Origin of the sequence: Nocardia asteroides (genome assembly GCF_900637185.1) — a bacterium.
In the GTDB taxonomy this organism is placed as follows: domain Bacteria; phylum Actinomycetota; class Actinomycetes; order Mycobacteriales; family Mycobacteriaceae; genus Nocardia; species Nocardia asteroides.
Genome location: NZ_LR134352.1, coordinates 585,812 through 600,702, shown reverse-complemented (window position 1 = coordinate 600,702; position 14,891 = coordinate 585,812). Strand labels below are relative to the sequence as shown.

17 protein-coding genes are annotated in these 14,891 nt (G+C 69.1%); 9 read left to right on the top strand and 8 right to left on the bottom strand.

All coding sequences use genetic code 11. The annotated features are described in order from the left end of the window. Positions 1-17: 17 nt before the first annotated feature. Positions 18-1,295, bottom strand: coding sequence for an ABC transporter substrate-binding protein (locus tag EL493_RS02995; RefSeq protein WP_030201535.1), 1,278 nt, complete (start codon positions 1,293-1,295; stop codon positions 18-20). Positions 1,296-1,493: 198 nt separating this feature from the next. Between EL493_RS02995 and EL493_RS02990 the strand changes: the two genes are divergently transcribed. Together EL493_RS02990 and EL493_RS02985 are read left to right on the top strand one after the other, a co-directional pair. Further along, positions 1,494-2,294, top strand: a complete 801-nt coding sequence (locus tag EL493_RS02990) for a DUF2786 domain-containing protein (RefSeq protein ID WP_019049971.1) — start codon at positions 1,494-1,496, stop codon at positions 2,292-2,294. 92 nt (positions 2,295-2,386) lie between these two features. Continuing rightward, positions 2,387-2,914, top strand: a complete 528-nt coding sequence (locus EL493_RS02985; RefSeq protein WP_022566720.1) for a TIGR04338 family metallohydrolase — start codon at positions 2,387-2,389, stop codon at positions 2,912-2,914. Between the two features lie 165 nt (positions 2,915-3,079). On the opposite strand, the gene EL493_RS02980 is transcribed toward EL493_RS02985, so the two are convergent. The 4 genes from EL493_RS02980 to EL493_RS02965 form a co-directional block, all read right to left on the bottom strand. Then, a complete protein-coding gene (locus EL493_RS02980; protein WP_019049969.1) occupies positions 3,080-3,502 on the bottom strand; it encodes an organic hydroperoxide resistance protein in 423 nt (140 codons plus the stop codon). 8 nt (positions 3,503-3,510) lie between these two features. Next, positions 3,511-3,942, bottom strand: a complete 432-nt coding sequence (locus tag EL493_RS02975) for a MarR family winged helix-turn-helix transcriptional regulator (protein WP_019049968.1) — start codon at positions 3,940-3,942, stop codon at positions 3,511-3,513. A gap of 39 nt (positions 3,943-3,981) precedes the next feature. Further along, the gene (locus EL493_RS02970; protein WP_019049967.1) at positions 3,982-4,497 is read right to left on the bottom strand and encodes a RipA family octameric membrane protein; all 516 of its coding nucleotides are present in this window, start codon (positions 4,495-4,497) and stop codon (positions 3,982-3,984) included. A gap of 155 nt (positions 4,498-4,652) precedes the next feature. After that, complete coding sequence (locus EL493_RS02965) at positions 4,653-5,618, bottom strand: o-succinylbenzoate synthase (protein WP_022566718.1); 966 nt, start codon at positions 5,616-5,618, stop codon at positions 4,653-4,655. A 90-nt stretch (positions 5,619-5,708) separates the two neighbouring features. Between EL493_RS02965 and EL493_RS02960 the strand changes: the two genes are divergently transcribed. After that, on the top strand, positions 5,709-6,041 hold the full coding sequence (locus tag EL493_RS02960; protein ID WP_019049965.1) for a hypothetical protein: 333 nt from the start codon (positions 5,709-5,711) through the stop codon (positions 6,039-6,041). Between the two features lie 46 nt (positions 6,042-6,087). Here EL493_RS02960 and EL493_RS02955 read toward each other — a convergent pair whose 3' ends face one another. After that, positions 6,088-7,257: a thiolase family protein gene (locus EL493_RS02955; protein ID WP_019049964.1), complete on the bottom strand. Its 1,170-nt coding sequence runs from the start codon at positions 7,255-7,257 to the stop codon at positions 6,088-6,090. 83 nt (positions 7,258-7,340) lie between these two features. Here EL493_RS02955 and EL493_RS02950 point away from each other — a divergent pair, with 83 nt between their 5' ends. Then, positions 7,341-7,871, top strand: coding sequence for a winged helix-turn-helix transcriptional regulator (locus EL493_RS02950; protein WP_022566717.1), 531 nt, complete (start codon positions 7,341-7,343; stop codon positions 7,869-7,871). 6 nt (positions 7,872-7,877) lie between these two features. On the opposite strand, the gene EL493_RS02945 is transcribed toward EL493_RS02950, so the two are convergent. Together EL493_RS02945 and EL493_RS02940 are read right to left on the bottom strand one after the other, a co-directional pair. Then, the gene (locus EL493_RS02945) at positions 7,878-8,525 is read right to left on the bottom strand and encodes an NADPH-dependent F420 reductase (protein ID WP_019049962.1); all 648 of its coding nucleotides are present in this window, start codon (positions 8,523-8,525) and stop codon (positions 7,878-7,880) included. Between the two features lie 150 nt (positions 8,526-8,675). Next, on the bottom strand, positions 8,676-9,758 hold the full coding sequence (locus EL493_RS02940) for an ABC transporter ATP-binding protein (RefSeq protein WP_019049961.1): 1,083 nt from the start codon (positions 9,756-9,758) through the stop codon (positions 8,676-8,678). A gap of 146 nt (positions 9,759-9,904) precedes the next feature. Between EL493_RS02940 and EL493_RS02935 the strand changes: the two genes are divergently transcribed. The 5 genes from EL493_RS02935 (at position 9,905) to EL493_RS02915 (ending at position 14,891) form a co-directional block, all read left to right on the top strand. Then, a complete protein-coding gene (locus EL493_RS02935; RefSeq protein ID WP_022566716.1) occupies positions 9,905-10,699 on the top strand; it encodes an LLM class F420-dependent oxidoreductase in 795 nt (264 codons plus the stop codon). 71 nt (positions 10,700-10,770) lie between these two features. After that, positions 10,771-12,552 (top strand): ABC transporter substrate-binding protein/permease, encoded by a 1,782-nt coding sequence (locus tag EL493_RS02930; RefSeq protein WP_030201529.1) that lies wholly within the window; start codon positions 10,771-10,773, stop codon positions 12,550-12,552. Beyond that, positions 12,549-13,274: an amino acid ABC transporter ATP-binding protein gene (locus EL493_RS02925; RefSeq protein ID WP_019049958.1), complete on the top strand. Its 726-nt coding sequence runs from the start codon at positions 12,549-12,551 to the stop codon at positions 13,272-13,274. Before EL493_RS02930 ends, EL493_RS02925 begins: the two co-directional genes overlap by 4 nt. Positions 13,275-13,368: 94 nt before the next feature. Then, the gene (locus tag EL493_RS02920) at positions 13,369-13,665 is read left to right on the top strand and encodes a hypothetical protein (protein ID WP_030201526.1); all 297 of its coding nucleotides are present in this window, start codon (positions 13,369-13,371) and stop codon (positions 13,663-13,665) included. Between the two features lie 167 nt (positions 13,666-13,832). After that, positions 13,833-14,891, top strand: coding sequence for an alpha/beta hydrolase (locus tag EL493_RS02915; RefSeq protein WP_019049956.1), 1,059 nt, complete (start codon positions 13,833-13,835; stop codon positions 14,889-14,891).

Below are 14,891 nucleotides of genomic sequence, written 5' to 3'. Positions count from 1 at the left end.
GTCCGCTGCGCGCTCCGCTACGAACCGGCGGTCTCGATGCCCTTTTGCATGCCGGCGACAGCGTCGTCGACGGACTTCGTGCCGTTCAGGGCAGCATAGGCGTTGTCCTGGATGGCCTTCGACACCGCGGGATAGAACGGGGTCACCGGACGCGGCACGGCGCTGGCGATGGACTCCTTCAGCGCGGGCAGGTACGGCATCTTCGCGATCAGGGCCGGGTCGTCGTAGAGCGACGCGCGCACCGGCGGCAGCGCGCCCGCGGCGATGATCTGCTGGGCCTCTTCGCTGATCAGGAAGCGCACGAAGTCGGCCGCGGTGGCCTTGTTCTTGGAGAACGCGCTGATGGCGGCGTTGTAGCCACCCAGGGTCGAGGCGCCGATGCCGGTGTTGCCGGGCAGCGGGGCCACGCCGAACTTGTCCTTCACCGTGGAGGCGTCGGCGTTGGCCTGGGCGTACAGGTACGGCCAGTTGCGCAGGAACAGCAGCTTGCCGGACTCGAACGCGCTGGCGCTCTCACCTTCCTTGAAGGTGATGGCTTCCTTGGGGATGTCGCCGTTCTTGTAGGCGTCGACGAGGACCTTCAGGCCCGCCTTGGACTCCGGGCTGTTCACGGTGGGGGTCTTGCCGTCGGCGCCGACGAAGCTGCCGCCGAAGGCGTTGATGACCTCGGAGGTGTTCACGGTCAGGCCCTCGTAGGGGAACAGCTGACCGGCGTAGCAGCCGATGTTGTTGTCGCGGGCCACCTGGCACTGGCCGGTCATCTCCGACCAGGTCCGCGGCGGGTTGGGCACCAGGTCCTTGCGGTAGTACAGCAGGCCGCCGTTGGTGTTGCGCGGGGCCGCGTACAGGGTGCCGTTGTAGGTGGCGCTGGCCACGGTCGGCGCGAGCAGCGGCGCGGTGTCGATGGCGAAGGTGTCGCGTAGCGGCTGGATCCAGCCCTTGGCGGCGAACTCCGCGGTGTAGGGCACGTCGAGGGCGACCACGTCGTAGCCGTCCTGCTTGGCGCGGAAGTGCTCGGCGAGGTCGTCGTGCTGCTGGTTGGCGTCGGCCGACTGCTCCTTGAACGTCACCTGCTCGTTCGGGTGCGCGGCGTTCCAGCGGTCGATGAGCTGCTTGACGACACCGGTCTCGGTGGTGTCCTTACCCTCGACGTAGGTGATGGGGCCGCGGCCGGTGAGGTTCTGGTCGAGCGCGTTGCCTCCGTTGTCACTCGAGCAGGCACTGGCGAACGATGCGGTCAGCAACGCAATCGAGGCAGCAGCCATCGTCGCTCTGGGGACAAACTTCAAGGCCATCGCAGACACTCCAGGGTCGAGACGTGAGCAGCAGCACACCCGTGCGGTGCACGGGTCAACATACATGGTGGTGGGTGATCACGTCCGATCGTCCTGGCCAATCACATACTTTCCGGTCAGTTCGCGAACCGGTCACAGTCGGCCGGGTGCCCTACCCTCGACGGGGTGACCAGTCCTTCGCCGCCGACGCCCGACCGGATGCTCTCGCGCATCGGGGGTTTGCTGCGCAAGGCCGAGGCCACCGACAACGAGCACGAGGCCGAGGCGTTCCTCGCCGCCGCCCAGCGACTGGCCACGAAATCCTCGATCGACCTCGCGGTCGCCCGCTCGCATGTCGCCGACCGTGAGCGCAGGTCCGCGCCGGTACAGCGGATCATCGCGATCGGCGAACCCGGCCGAAAGGGTTTGCGCACCTATGTCCAGCTCTTCGTCGCCATCGCCACGGCCAACGATGTGCGCTGCGATGTCGCCCGCAGTTCCGCCCAGGTCTACGCCTACGGCTTCGCCGCCGATATCGACACCTGCGAGGCGCTCTACGCGAGCCTGCTGATCCAGATGGTGCGCGCGTCGGATCACTACATCAAGTCCGGCGCGTACCGCGAGGCCACGGTGACCAAGATCGTCGCCGAGAAGCGCTTCGGGCGCACTGTCCGCCGCAAGGTCGAAGCGCCGGTCGCGGGTGTGACGGCGCGATTGAATTTCCAGATGGCCTTCGCGGCGCGGGTCGGCGCCCGGCTGGCCGAGGTGAAGGCGGAGGTCATCGCCGAGGCGAGCCCGGCGGAGTCGACGGGCACCGCGCTGGCCCTGCGCGACAAAGAGGTCGCCCTCACCGACTTCTACACCGCCACCTCCGAAGCCCGCGGCACCTGGCGCGGGCCGCAGGCCTCGACGGGACATTCGGCGGCCGCTCGTCGCGCGGGCGATCGCGCGGGTCGCGATGCCCGTCTCGGTACCGCGCCCGAATTACCCGCCGCGCGCCGGAAGCTCACCGGCGCGTGAGCGCGCGACGGGTCGTGCCGGAATCTGTCAGCGGGGGCAAAGGCGCTGCTGCGGTACAGGAGCGTGCTCACCAGCCCGGAGTGGAGTGATCTGTGGCGCAAGATGATTCGCGGCGCAGACGGGATTCCCAGCGGGCCAGGGTCTACGACGGCGAGCAGCTCGTGCGCGGTGTCTTCGATCGCGCGCAGGAGTTCGGGCACCGAACCGTCGAGGTCTACGGTTCGCACCTCACGCTGCCGGTCGAGCGGCGGTTCGCTTCAGTGGAATCAGTCCAGACGTATGTGGATCGGGTGCTGGCGCTGAACTGGGTGCGCGCGCAGTGGGGCCGGTCCGCTACTCCGGTCCGGGTCCGCGCGCGGGCCGGTGCCTCGGCCGCCCACTACGAACCAGTCGACGCGGTGCTGGCCGTGCCGCTGCACACCGGTGCCACGGCATGGGCGTTGCGCGAACTGGTGGTGCTGCACGAACTCGCCCACCATCTCGCCCCGAAACCGGACGAGGCCGCGCACGGCCCCGAATTCTGCTCGCGCTATGCCGAATTGGTGGACGGCGTGATCGGCCCGGAGGCGGCGCTGCTGATTCGCGCGACGTTCGCGGGCTGTGGTGTCCGCTTCGGCTGACCTCGATCGAGGCCGCGTTTTGCGCCGTGGGTCGTGGCGCATGATCGGTCGGCGACGGTGGCCGGGCATCTGGTCGAGCGTGCCGCCGGTCCGGTTCGGCATGGTGTTGTGAGACCACGAATCCCGCCGGTGCCCGTGGCACCGACGGGATTCGCCGAAAGCCGCTCAGTCGTCGGCGACCTGCACGTCGACGGCGATGTTGCCCCGCGTCGCGTTGGAGTACGGGCACACCTGGTGGGCCTGCTCGGCCAGCGCCTGCGCGTCCTCGCGCGACAGGTGCGGCAGCGTCACTTCGAGGGTGACGGCCAGCTCGAAACCACCATTGTCGTTCGGGCCGATCGAAACCTGCGCGCCGACAGCCGAATCCGCGATGTTCGCGCCTGCCTTCTTGCCGACCAGCCGCAGCGCGGAGTGGAAGCAGGCGGCGTAACCGGCCGCGAACAGCTGCTCGGGGTTGGTGCCAGCGCCGTCGCCGCCCATCTCCTTCGGCGGGGCGAGCACGACGTCGAGCTTGCCGTCGGTGGTGCGCGCGGTGCCGGTGCGGCCTTCGCCGCTGGCGAGGGCTTCGGCGGTGTAGAGGACCTGCATGGGGGCTCTCATTTCTCTGTGAGGGTGTCGGTGAGTTTGCGCAGCAGTCCGCGCAGGGCGATGGCTTCGGCCGCGGTCAGGCCGGCCACTTCGGCCATCTCGGCCGGGATCCGGCACGCCTCGGCGCGCACGGACCGGCCGTGTTCGGTGAGCACGATGTCGACGCGACGTTCGTCGTCGGCGGCCCGCCTGCGCTCGACGTATCCGGTCGCCTCCAGCCGCTTGAGCAGCGGCGACAGGGTTCCGGAGTCCAGATCGAGCGTCTTGCCGAGTTCGCCGACGCTGCGGCCGTCGCGCTCCCACAGCGCGAGCATCACCAGATATTGCGGATAGGTGAGCCCGAGGCGTTCCAGCTTCGGGCGGTAGACCGCCGTCATCGCCCGCGAAGCCGCGTACAGCGGGAAGCACAGCTGCTCGTCGAGGGTGAGTCCGTCGGTCATGACAACAATGTAGCCTACAATTAAGTTGTGCACAACCAATCAGTGGAACACGATCGCCAGGAACCCCGAGACATACGCGACACCGAACAGCACCGGCACCCACTGCTCGATGTGCGACAGCGGCCAGTACCGTGCCCGATCCCGTCCCTCCCCGAGCGCCCACCACTCCGCCCGCCAGAACGGCGAGGCGGGCAACCGCTCCTCCAGCGCCCCCACCACCTGATACTTCGCACAGTTCAGCAACCGGTAGCTGCGCACCAGGTAGAACCAGGCGAAACACTGGCCGAGCACCGCGATCAGCGGAATCACCAACCACCCCGCCGTCTCGGTCGGCGGCGACTTCCCGAACACGGTGACCAGCGTGAAGATGCCGGTGTTCAACGTCAGGAAGAACGAGTTCGCCAACCCTCGCCGCGCACTCACCCGATCCGCCATCTCGACACAGAGCCGGTACTGCTCGAGCACGGCGCTGTCATAGGCGGAGGTCCGGTCCACGTCGGGAGGGTCGCGCCACAGTCGGGTGCTGAGCTCGGAGCGTTGTTCGTCGGGGTGCACCGCCTGCCTCCTCACCGCGGGCGACCGCCGCCCCTCGTCGGCGGCGGCCTGCGCGGACCTGGCTCATCGCCACGAAAACGGGCTATGAACTGGACATTTTCAGCCTGCCCGGTCCGCGAGGGAAGGTCGCGGGTAGTCGACTACTCGGCTTCGTGTCAGCCCGCCGCGAGTAGTGCGCTGACTCGCTCGTACCGGCGCAGCCACCAGTCCGTGCGGTCGGGATCGGGGTGGCGATACTTCGCGAGCAGGTCGGGGTCGGGCTCCGGTGGGGAGGTGGGGACGGGCAGCCAGCCGTCGACGGGACGCAGCGAGTCGCCGACGAGGTCGCCTTCGAACAGGGACAGCGTCCCGAGGCCGCAGGCGAACTCGAGGTGTGGCAGGGCGCCGGCCAGGGCGAGCTGGGCGGCGAGGCCGACGCTGGTCTCCAGCGCCGACGACACCACGGTCGGCAGTCCGGCCGCGTCGGCGACGGCCAGGGCTCGCCGCACCCCGCCCAGCGGCGTGCACTTCAGCACCGCCACATCGGCCGCGCCCGCGACCGCCACCCGCAGCGGATCCTCCGCGCGCCGGATCGATTCGTCCGCCGCGATCGGCACCGCCACCCGCCGCCGCACCTCGGCCAGCTCCTCGACCGTCCGGCACGGTTGCTCGACGTATTCCAATCCCCCTGCGGCCCGGTCTATCTCGCCGATATGCCGCACGGCGGTCGCCACATCCCAGACCGCGTTGGCGTCCACCCGAACGGCCCCACCCGGCCCGAGCGCTTCCCGCACCGCCGCCACCCGCGCCATATCCTCCCGCAACGACCCGGGATGATCGGCCACCTTCACTTTCGCTGTCGCGCAACCGGACTCACGCACGATCCGCCCGGCGCGCTCGGCATCCACCGCGGGCACCGTGCAATTCACCGGCACCCGATCCCGCACCGGCGCGGGCCACCCCATCTCCGCCTGCTCGATCGCGGTCCCCAACCACCCCACCGCCTCCCGATCCCCATACTCCGGAAACGGACAGAACTCCCCCCACCCCAACGCCCCCCGAACCAACATCCCTTCCCGCACGGTGATCCCCCGAAACCGCGTACGCAACGGAATCGCATAAACGAACGTCTCGGCACCCACCCCCTGATCGTAGAACCCAGGTGATCCCACCCCGGGAGATGAGTAGTTTCACGGCGGCGGGGCGCCCTGGTGTCGCGGGAAGCTCGGACCATGACCGTTTCCGGCCGCCGCATACTCGACCAGCTGATCGCCCTGGCCCTGCTGGTGGCGCTCGTGCCATGCGCGGGAATCGCCGCGATGGGGGCGGCCTACTTCGAGGTGTCGAACCACACCTGCGGCTACTACGGCGGCTGCCACACCCCGTGGGTCACCCGAGGCGTCTACCTCGCCTGGGCCGGTGCTGTCATCGCGGTCCTCGGCTCCACGATCTGGATCGCGATCGGCATCGCCAAAGGCCGCCGCGTCGGCTACGTCCCCCTGGTCGGCGCCCTGCTCCTGGTCGTCACCTTCGTCCTCGGCGGCGTAATCTCCGGCTGGGCCTGAGAGGTATGGCCGGGTACCGGCGGTCGGGCCGGTACCCGGCGGGGGTTCACAACCTTTCGATGATGGTGGCGTTGGCGAGGCCGCCTGCTTCGCACATGGTTTGCAGGCCGTAGCGGGCGCCGCGCTGGTGGAGGGCGTGGACGAGGGTGGTGGTGAGGCGGGCGCCGGAGGCGCCGAGGGGGTGGCCGAGGGCGATGGCGCCGCCGTTGACGTTCACCTTGCTCAGGTCGGCGCCGGTTTCCTGGGCCCAGGACAGGACCACGGGGGAAAAGGCCTCGTTGATCTCGATCAGGTCGATGTCGGCGAGGGACAGGCCGGAGCGGCGCAGGACCTTCTCGGTGGCGGGGATGACGGCGGTGAGCATGAGCAGCGGGTCGTCACCGGCGACGGCGAAGCTGTGCAGCCGGGCCAGCGGGCGCAGCCCGAGTTCGGCGGCGCGTTCACCGGACATGATGAGCACCGCGGCGCTGCCGTCGCTGACCTGGCTGGCCGAGGCGGCGGTGATCTCCCAGCCGATCTGCGGGAAGCGGGCCGCCATGGCCGGGTCGTAGTAGGCGGGCTTCAGCTTGGCGAGGGTCTCCAGGGTGGAACCGGTCCGGATGCCCTCGTCGGTGGCCAGCCCGTGCAGCGGGGCGAGTTCGGCGGTGAACAGGCCGTCTTTGGTTGCGCGGGCGGCCTTTTCGTGGCTGGCCAACGCGAATTCGTCGAGCTGGGTGCGGGTGAGACCCCACTTGGCCGCGATGAGTTCGGCGCTGATGCCCTGCGGCACCAGTTCGTCGGGGTAGCGCTCGGCGAAGGCCACGCCGGAGAAGTCGGTGGCGCCGATCATGTTGGCGCCCATGGGAACCCGGCCCATCGACTCCACGCCTGCCGCGACGACGATGTCGTACGCGCCCGCGATCACGCCCTGCGCGGCGAAGTGGATGGCCTGCTGGCTGCTGCCGCACTGCCGGTCGACGGTGGTGGCGGGCACCGATTCGGGATATCCGGCCGCGAGCGCGGCCCGGCGGGTCATATTCGAACCCTGTTCGCCGACCTGGGTGACGATGCCGCCGATCACGTCGTCGATCAGGGCCGGATCGATGCCGCTGCGTTCGACGACGGCGCGCAGGCTGTGCGCGAGCAGGTCGACGGGGTGGACGTCGTGGAGTGCGCCGTTCGGTTTGCCCCGGCCGATGGGGGTGCGTACCGCTTCGACGATGACCGCGTCTCGCATGGGAGTCCTCTTTCGAACGCTGACTCTATCTGACAATAGCCAGCGTAAGCGCTAACTATCATCTCCTCAAGTCAGGGGTGGGTATGATGTCGGTCATGGCAGCCGTGATGGAAGGACCGTTGGCCGATCTGAGCAAGTGGAATACGGCCGGGTGTTCCATCGCGCGCGCCATGGACCTGATCGGCACCCGTTCGGCCATGCTCATCCTGCGCGAGGCGTACTACGGCACCACCCGCTTCGACGGCTTCGCCCGCCGGGTGAACATCACCGACGCGGCGGCGGCCGGTCAGCTCCGCAAGCTCACCGCGGCGGGGCTGCTCGAAAAGCGCCCGTACCAGGAGGAAGGCAAGCGCACCCGGCACGAGTACGTGCTCACCCAGATGGGTCGCGACCTGCTCCCCGCCGTCGTCGCACTGTGGCAGTGGGGCGACGCCTACCTCCAGCCGGGCCCCGCCCCCCTGCAACGCGTCGACGTCGAGACGGGCGAACCGGTGCGCGCCGAACTGCGCAGCGCCGACGGCACCGAGGTGCCCCTCGAACAGCTCGCCGTCCGGGTCAATCCGGACTACCTCCGCTACCGCGCCGCCGAGCGCGCCAAGGGGGCGGACGCCTGATCGCGGTCAGGCGGTGAAGACGCCGAGGGTCACGTCCTCGGTGCCGAGCGCCTGGTAGAGGCTCACCCAGAGCAGGACCGTGGGCTCGGTGCTGCGGGCGGTGTGCAGGGGACCCAGATCGATGAGTTGATCGGCGGCCCAGCCGAAACTGGTCAGCAGCTCGGTGACCTGCTTCTTGGCGTCGGCGTCGTCGCCGCTGAGGAAAATGCTGTGCTTGCCGGGAATCCGCGCCGGATCGACCATCACCTGGTTGTTGGTGGTGTTGAGGGTCTTCACCACGAACGTGTCGGGGAAAGCGGCCTGCAACGACTCCGCGACGCTGCCCTCTTCGGGCACAACGAGTTTCGGCGGGAACCCCTGGGAGAAGTCGAGCGGGTTGGACACGTCGACGATCACCTTGCCGCGCAGGTTGTCCGCGCCCGCCGCGGTGAGCGCGGCCAGCGAGATGGTGCCCGAGGTCGCGTTCACGATGAGCGCCGAGGCCGCCGCGGCCTCGGCGAAAGTGCCATGGGCGCCGCCGGTTTCGACGGCCCAGGCGGCGGCGTCGGCATTGTCGGCCGTGCGCGAGCCCATCGTCACCGTGTGGCCCACCTCGACCAGCTTGCTCGCCAGCCTGCGGCCGACCTGCCCCGTGCCGAGTACCGCTACACGCATCCTGCCACCCCGAATCCGAGAAGATCGCTCCGGCGATCACCGGACCGAGCACAGCATAAGCGCAGGTGACAGGCATGGCGCGCCACTATGCGGAGAGCTGAATCGCCGAATGTTCCCGGCGGGCGGCATCAGCACCCGCCGGGAGCGAGCTCAGCGCAGGCGGCGGCCGTCCTCGGCGCTGAAGAAGTACAGGTGCTCGGGATCGGCGGTCAGCGACAGCAGCTCGCCCTTGGCCGGCGGCTTGCGCCAATCCACCCGCGCCACAATCGATTCCCCGGACCGGCCGGAGGCGTCGTCGGACAGCGCGCGGCCGTAGACGTAGGCGTCGGAGCCCAGCTCCTCGACCACGTCGACCTCCATCCGCAGCCCGCCGTCGCCCACCTCGAGGTGTTCGGGACGGACGCCGAGCACCACCGTGCCCGCGCCCTCGTCGGCCACCGAGCGCGGCACCCGCACCGGCAGGCCGCCGATGGTGACGGTGCCGTCGGCCACGGGCAGGGTGAACAGGTTCATCGCGGGCGAGCCCATGAACCCGGCGACGAACATGTTCGCCGGATCGCGGTACAGATCGCGCGGCGAGGCGCACTGCTGCAGCAGCCCGTCCTTGAGCACGGCGACGCGGTCACCCATCGTCATCGCCTCGACCTGGTCGTGGGTGACGTAGACGGTGGTGGTGCCGAGCCTGCGCTGCAGCTGGGCGATCTGGGTGCGGGTCTGCACGCGCAGCTTGGCGTCGAGGTTCGACAGCGGCTCGTCCATCAGGAACACCTGCGGCTGGCGCACGATCGCGCGGCCCATCGCGACGCGCTGACGCTGACCACCGGACAGGGCCTTGGGCTTGCGGTCCAGGTACTGCTCGAGGTCGAGCAGCTTGGCGGCCTCGAGCACGCGCTTCTCCCGCTCGTCCTTGGCGACCTTGGCCAGCTTGAGCGCGAAGCCCATGTTCTCCGCCACGGACATGTGCGGGTACAGGGCGTAGTTCTGGAACACCATCGCGATGTCGCGATCCTTGGGCTCGGCGTTGGTGACGTCGTCGTCGCCGATCAGGATGCGGCCGCCGTTGACCTCCTCGAGGCCGGCCAGCATGCGCAGCGAGGTGGACTTGCCACAGCCGGAGGGGCCGACCAGGACCAGGAATTCGCCGTCGGCGATCTCCAGGTCGAGCGCGTCGACGGCGGGTTTGGTGGCACCGGCGTAGAGCCTGGTGGCACGGTCGAAGGTCACGGTAGCCATGCGTAGATCAGTCATCCCATCCCGGCAGGAACGTGCCGGACGATCCGAGAACAGGGTCGCAGGGATCGTAGCGGCCCGCCCGGACCGGATCACCTTTTCCGGGTAGCCTCGGGCGCGGAGCCCACCCGAGTGCCGAGGAGCGCGGTATGAGTCGTCCAGTTCGTATCGGAGTCCAGCTTCAGCCCCAGCACGCGCCGGACTACGCGCTGATCCGCGACGCGGTGTTGCGCGCGGAGGACGCGGGCGTCGACATCGTCTTCAACTGGGATCACTTCTTCCCGCTGACCGGCGACCCGGCCGGCGCCCATTTCGAATGCTGGACCATGCTCGGCGCCTGGGCCGAGCAGACCGAGCGGGTCGAGCTCGGCGCGCTGGTCACCGGCGGCGGCTACCGCAACCCCGACCTGCTGGCCGACATGGCGCGCACCGTCGACCACATCAGCGGGGGCAGGCTCATCCTCGGCATCGGCGCGGGCTGGTTCCAGCGTGACTACGACGAGTACGGATACGACTTCGGCACACCGGGCACCCGCCTGAACCTGTTGAAGGACAACCTCGCCCGCCTCACGGCCCGGCTGGGCAAGCTGAATCCGGCGCCGGTCCGCGACATCCCGATCCTGATCGGCGGTGGCGGCGAGCGCAAGACGCTGCGGCTGGTCGCCGAGTACGCCGACATCTGGCACTCGTTCGCCGATATCGACGTGCTGGCGCACAAGAACAAGGTGCTGGCCGAGCACGCCGCCGAGGTGGGCACCGATGCGACGCGGATCGAACGCTCGGTGCAGTGGCAGGGCCGGGCGCAGGCCGACGCGTTGCACGCGGCCGGTGTCACGCTGTTCACCGTGGGCGTCTCGGGCCCCGACTACGACCTCACCGCGGTGCGCAAGGCCGTCGAATGGCGTGACGAAGTGAACCCGGAACTGCTCGAAGGGCTGGCCTGAGCTGCTGATTCCCGCCGACGCGTGGCACGTGTGACCCTCGCGGTGCGAGGTTGCGGCTAGGGTTTATCGCCATGGCTGGTGTGCGTGCTGTGCGAACCCGGGCGCGGATAGCCGCGTTGTTGCTCCTGGTCGGCGTGGCCGTCACCGGGTGCGGCGGTGGCGACGACACGGCCACCCGCGACCTGTGTTCGCCGCCGGGCGAGAGCGCCGCCACCGCGGCGCCGACCAATCTCGCCTCCTCGGCGACCGCGGGCACCGACCGCTACACCACAGCGACCACGGCCCCGGTGGAGTCGATCGACACCGGCAAGCTCGGCCTGTTGCAGCCGGGCGTGCTCAGCGTGGGCACGCTCTCGGACGCGCCGCCGAGCATCTGCGTCGACAGCACGGGCACCTTCACCGGCTTCGACAACGAACTGCTCGAGGCGATCGCCGCGAAACTGGGCCTGCGGGTCGAGTTCTCGGGCACCGAGTTCGCGGGCCTGCTGGCCCAGGTGTCGGGTAAGCGCTTCGATGTCGGCTCGTCCAACATCACCACCACCGATGCCCGGCGTGAGCTGGTCGGCTTCACCAACGGCTACGACTTCGGCTACTTCTCGCTGGTGGTGCCGCAGGGCAGTCCCATCAAGGGCTTCGGCGACCTGACCGGCAGCACCAGGATCGCGGTCGTGCAGGGCACCGTGCAGGACGAGTTCGTGGTGAACCAGCTGCACCTGGATCCGGTGAAGTTTCCCGACTACAACACCGCCTACGCGAACCTGAAGTCCGGCCAGGTCGACGCCTGGGTCGCGCCGTCGGCGCAGGCCGAGGGCGCCATCAAGCCGGGCGACGGAATCGTGGTGTCGGAGAACACCTTCAGCCTGGACAACTTCGTCGGCTACGCCGTGGCCAAGAACAACCAGCCGCTCATCGACGCGCTGAACTCCGGCCTGGACGCGGTGATCGCCGACGGCACCTACGCGCGGCTCTACACCGACTGGGTCCCGCGCGAACTGCCGCCCGGCTGGAAGCCCGGCTCCAAGGCCGCGCCGGCGCCGCAACTTCCGGACTTCGCCGCGAGCCAGGAACCCGGACAGACCGAGCAGGCGGTGCAGAAGTCGACCCTGCAACAGCTGAAGGACACGTTCTTCGACTGGTCGCTGTACCGCAAGGCCTTTCCCGACCTGATCAAGACCGGTCTGCCGAATACGCTGATCCTGGCGGTGGTCTCGGGCGTGCTCGGCACCGTGCTCGGCATGATCCTGGCGGTGATGGGCATCTCCCGCACCCGCTGGCTGCGCTGGCCCGCCCGCGTCTACACCGACATCTTCCGCGGGCTGCCCGCCGTGGTGATCATCCTGCTGATCGGCCTGGGCATCGGCCCGGTGGTGCGCGGTATCACCGGCGGCAATCCGTACTGGCTCGGCGCGGTCGCGCTGGCGTTGCTCGCGGCCGCCTACATCGGCGAGATCTTCCGCTCCGGCATCCAGTCGGTGGAGGCGGGTCAGCTCGAGGCGGCCCGCGCCATCGGTTTCGGCTACCGGCAGGCGATGACGCTGGTGGTGATCCCGCAGGGCGTGCGGCGGGTGCTGCCCGCGCTGATGAACCAGTTCATCGCGCTGATCAAGGACTCCTCGCTGATCTACTTCCTCGGCCTGCTGGCCTCCCAGCGTGAGCTGTTCGCCGTCGGCCGCGACCTCAACGCCCAGACCGGCAACCTGTCGCCGCTGGTCGCGGCCGGCCTGATGTACCTGGTGCTGACCATCCCGCTCACCCACCTGGTGAACTACTTCGACCGGCGGATGCGCGAGGGCAAACCGACACCGGCCGACCCGGTCGAACAGGCCGTCATCACGGAAGGACGCGGAGCATGAGTGCCTCTTTGACCGGGTCCGGTCTGAACCTGACCTTGGGCAACAACCACATCCTGCGCGGGGTCGACATCCACGTCGAGGCCGGTCACGCGACCACCGTCATCGGCCCGTCGGGCTCGGGCAAGTCGACCCTGCTGCGGGTGCTCAACCGCCTGTACGAACCCGATTCCGGCGACGTGCTGCTCGACGGTGAATCGGTGCTGCGCGAGGACCCCGACAAGCTGCGTCAGCGCATCGGCATGGTGTTCCAGCACTTCAACCTGTTCCCGCACAAGACCGTCGCCGAGAACATCGCGCTCGGCCCGCGCAAGCTGCGCGGCCTGTCGGCGGAGCAGGCGCGGGCGCTGGCCGTCGAACAGCTCGAGATCGTCGGGCTCGCCGACAAGGCCGATGCGCGGCCGTCCGCGCTGTCGGGTGGTCAGCAGCAGCGGGTGGCGATCGCCCGCGCGCTGGCGATGAAACCGGAGCTGATGTTCTTCGACGAGGCGACCTCGGCGCTGGATCCGGAACTGGTCAAGGGCGTGCTGGCGCTGATGGCCGACCTCGCCTCCGGTGGCATGTCGATGATCGTGGTGACCCACGAGATGGGCTTCGCGCGCAGCGTCTCCGACAACGTCGTGTTCATGGATCAGGGCGTGGTGGTGGAGACCGGGACGCCCGATGCCGTGTTCGACGCCGCGCAGACGCCGCGCCTGCGCCGCTTCCTCGATCAGGTCCTCTGACCAGCTACGACGGGTTCGTAGCAATTCATGCGCAACTGTTAATGTCTAGGGTGCTCCATCTGCAATCGACCGGTACGAGTACTAGGGAGAGCCGATGACAACGGCACACGTAGAGCATCCGGAACACACCCACGTCCACGGCCCCAGCTGTGGGCATGTCTCGGTTCCGCACGGCGACCACGTGGACTACGTCCACGACGGGCACCTGCATCGCGAACACGACGGCCACTTCGACGAGTGCGAGCCCTCGGCGCACGTCGAGTGCTCCGCGCACGAGCACGCGCACGGCCCGGGCTGCGGCCATGTCGCGGTACCGCACGGCGACCACGTCGACTACATCCACGACGGCCATCGGCACGCGGCCCACGACGGTCACTACGACGACCACTGATCGCCTGATTCCACCCGGGCGCGCGCTCGGGTGGATCCGCACTCCCCGGCCCACAGTACTTCCGGCTCGACGATCGATCCGCCCGCCGGATACTGTTCGGTGTCGCGGCGGCGAGCCCGACGTCCGCCGATGCACGAAGCAGGGGAGTTCTACCGCCGATGGGCTCAATGATCAGGCGCGCCAAGGTGTTCGGTCTAGTCGGGAGTGTGCTGGCCGCCTGCGCGGTCGGCTTCGGCGCGGGAAACGGTCTGGCCGACGGCGGTGATCCGATCCTGGCGTCGAAGCAACTGCTCGCGATGCCGACCACGGCCGACGGATCGCACATCGTGGCCAGCCGGATCGGCGAGCACGACCTGAGCATGCTGGTCTTCTCGGCGGCGATGAACAAGGCCGTCACGGTCAAGGTGCAGCGTCCGCGCGACGCGTCCCAGCCCCGCCCGGTGCTCTACCTGCTCAACGGCGCCGGCGGCGGTGAGGACCGCGCGACCTGGTGGCAGAACACCGATATCGGCGACTTCCTGGCCACCAAGGACGTCAATGTGGTGATGCCGATCGGCGGCGCCTGGGCGTACTACACCGACTGGCAGCGCGACGACCCCACCCTCGGGCGCAACATGTGGCGCACCTTCCTGCTCGACGAGCTGCCCCCGCTGGTGGACCAGGCGCTGGGCACCAACGGCGTCAACGCCATCGCGGCCAACTCGATGACCGCCACCGCCGTGTTGCAACTCGCCGAGGCCAGGCCGGGCTTCTACCAGGCCGTGGCCGGGTACAGCGGGTGCGCGCAGATCGCCGACCCGATCGGCAAGCAGTTCACCAAGCTGGTGGTGGAAACCTACGGCGGCGGCGACGTGCGCAATATGTACGGCGCCGACGACGACCCGGCCTGGGCCGCGAACGACCCCGTGCTGCACGCCGAGAAACTGCGCGGGACGAAGCTGTTCGTCTCCGACGCGTCCGGCCTGCCCGGCCCGCACGACCGGATCGACGACCCGTACATGATGAACCCGTCGCAGGCCGGTCTGGCGAACCAGATCGTGCTCGGCGGGATCATCGAGGCCGCGGTCAGCTGGTGCACCAGCAACCTCGAGGCGAAGCTGAACGAGCTGCGGATCCCGGCGACCTTCGACCGGCAGGCCACCGGCACCCACTCGTGGGGCTACTGGCGCGACGCGTTCCACCGGTCCTGGCCCGTGCTGGCCGACGGGCTCGGGCTGCCCGAATAG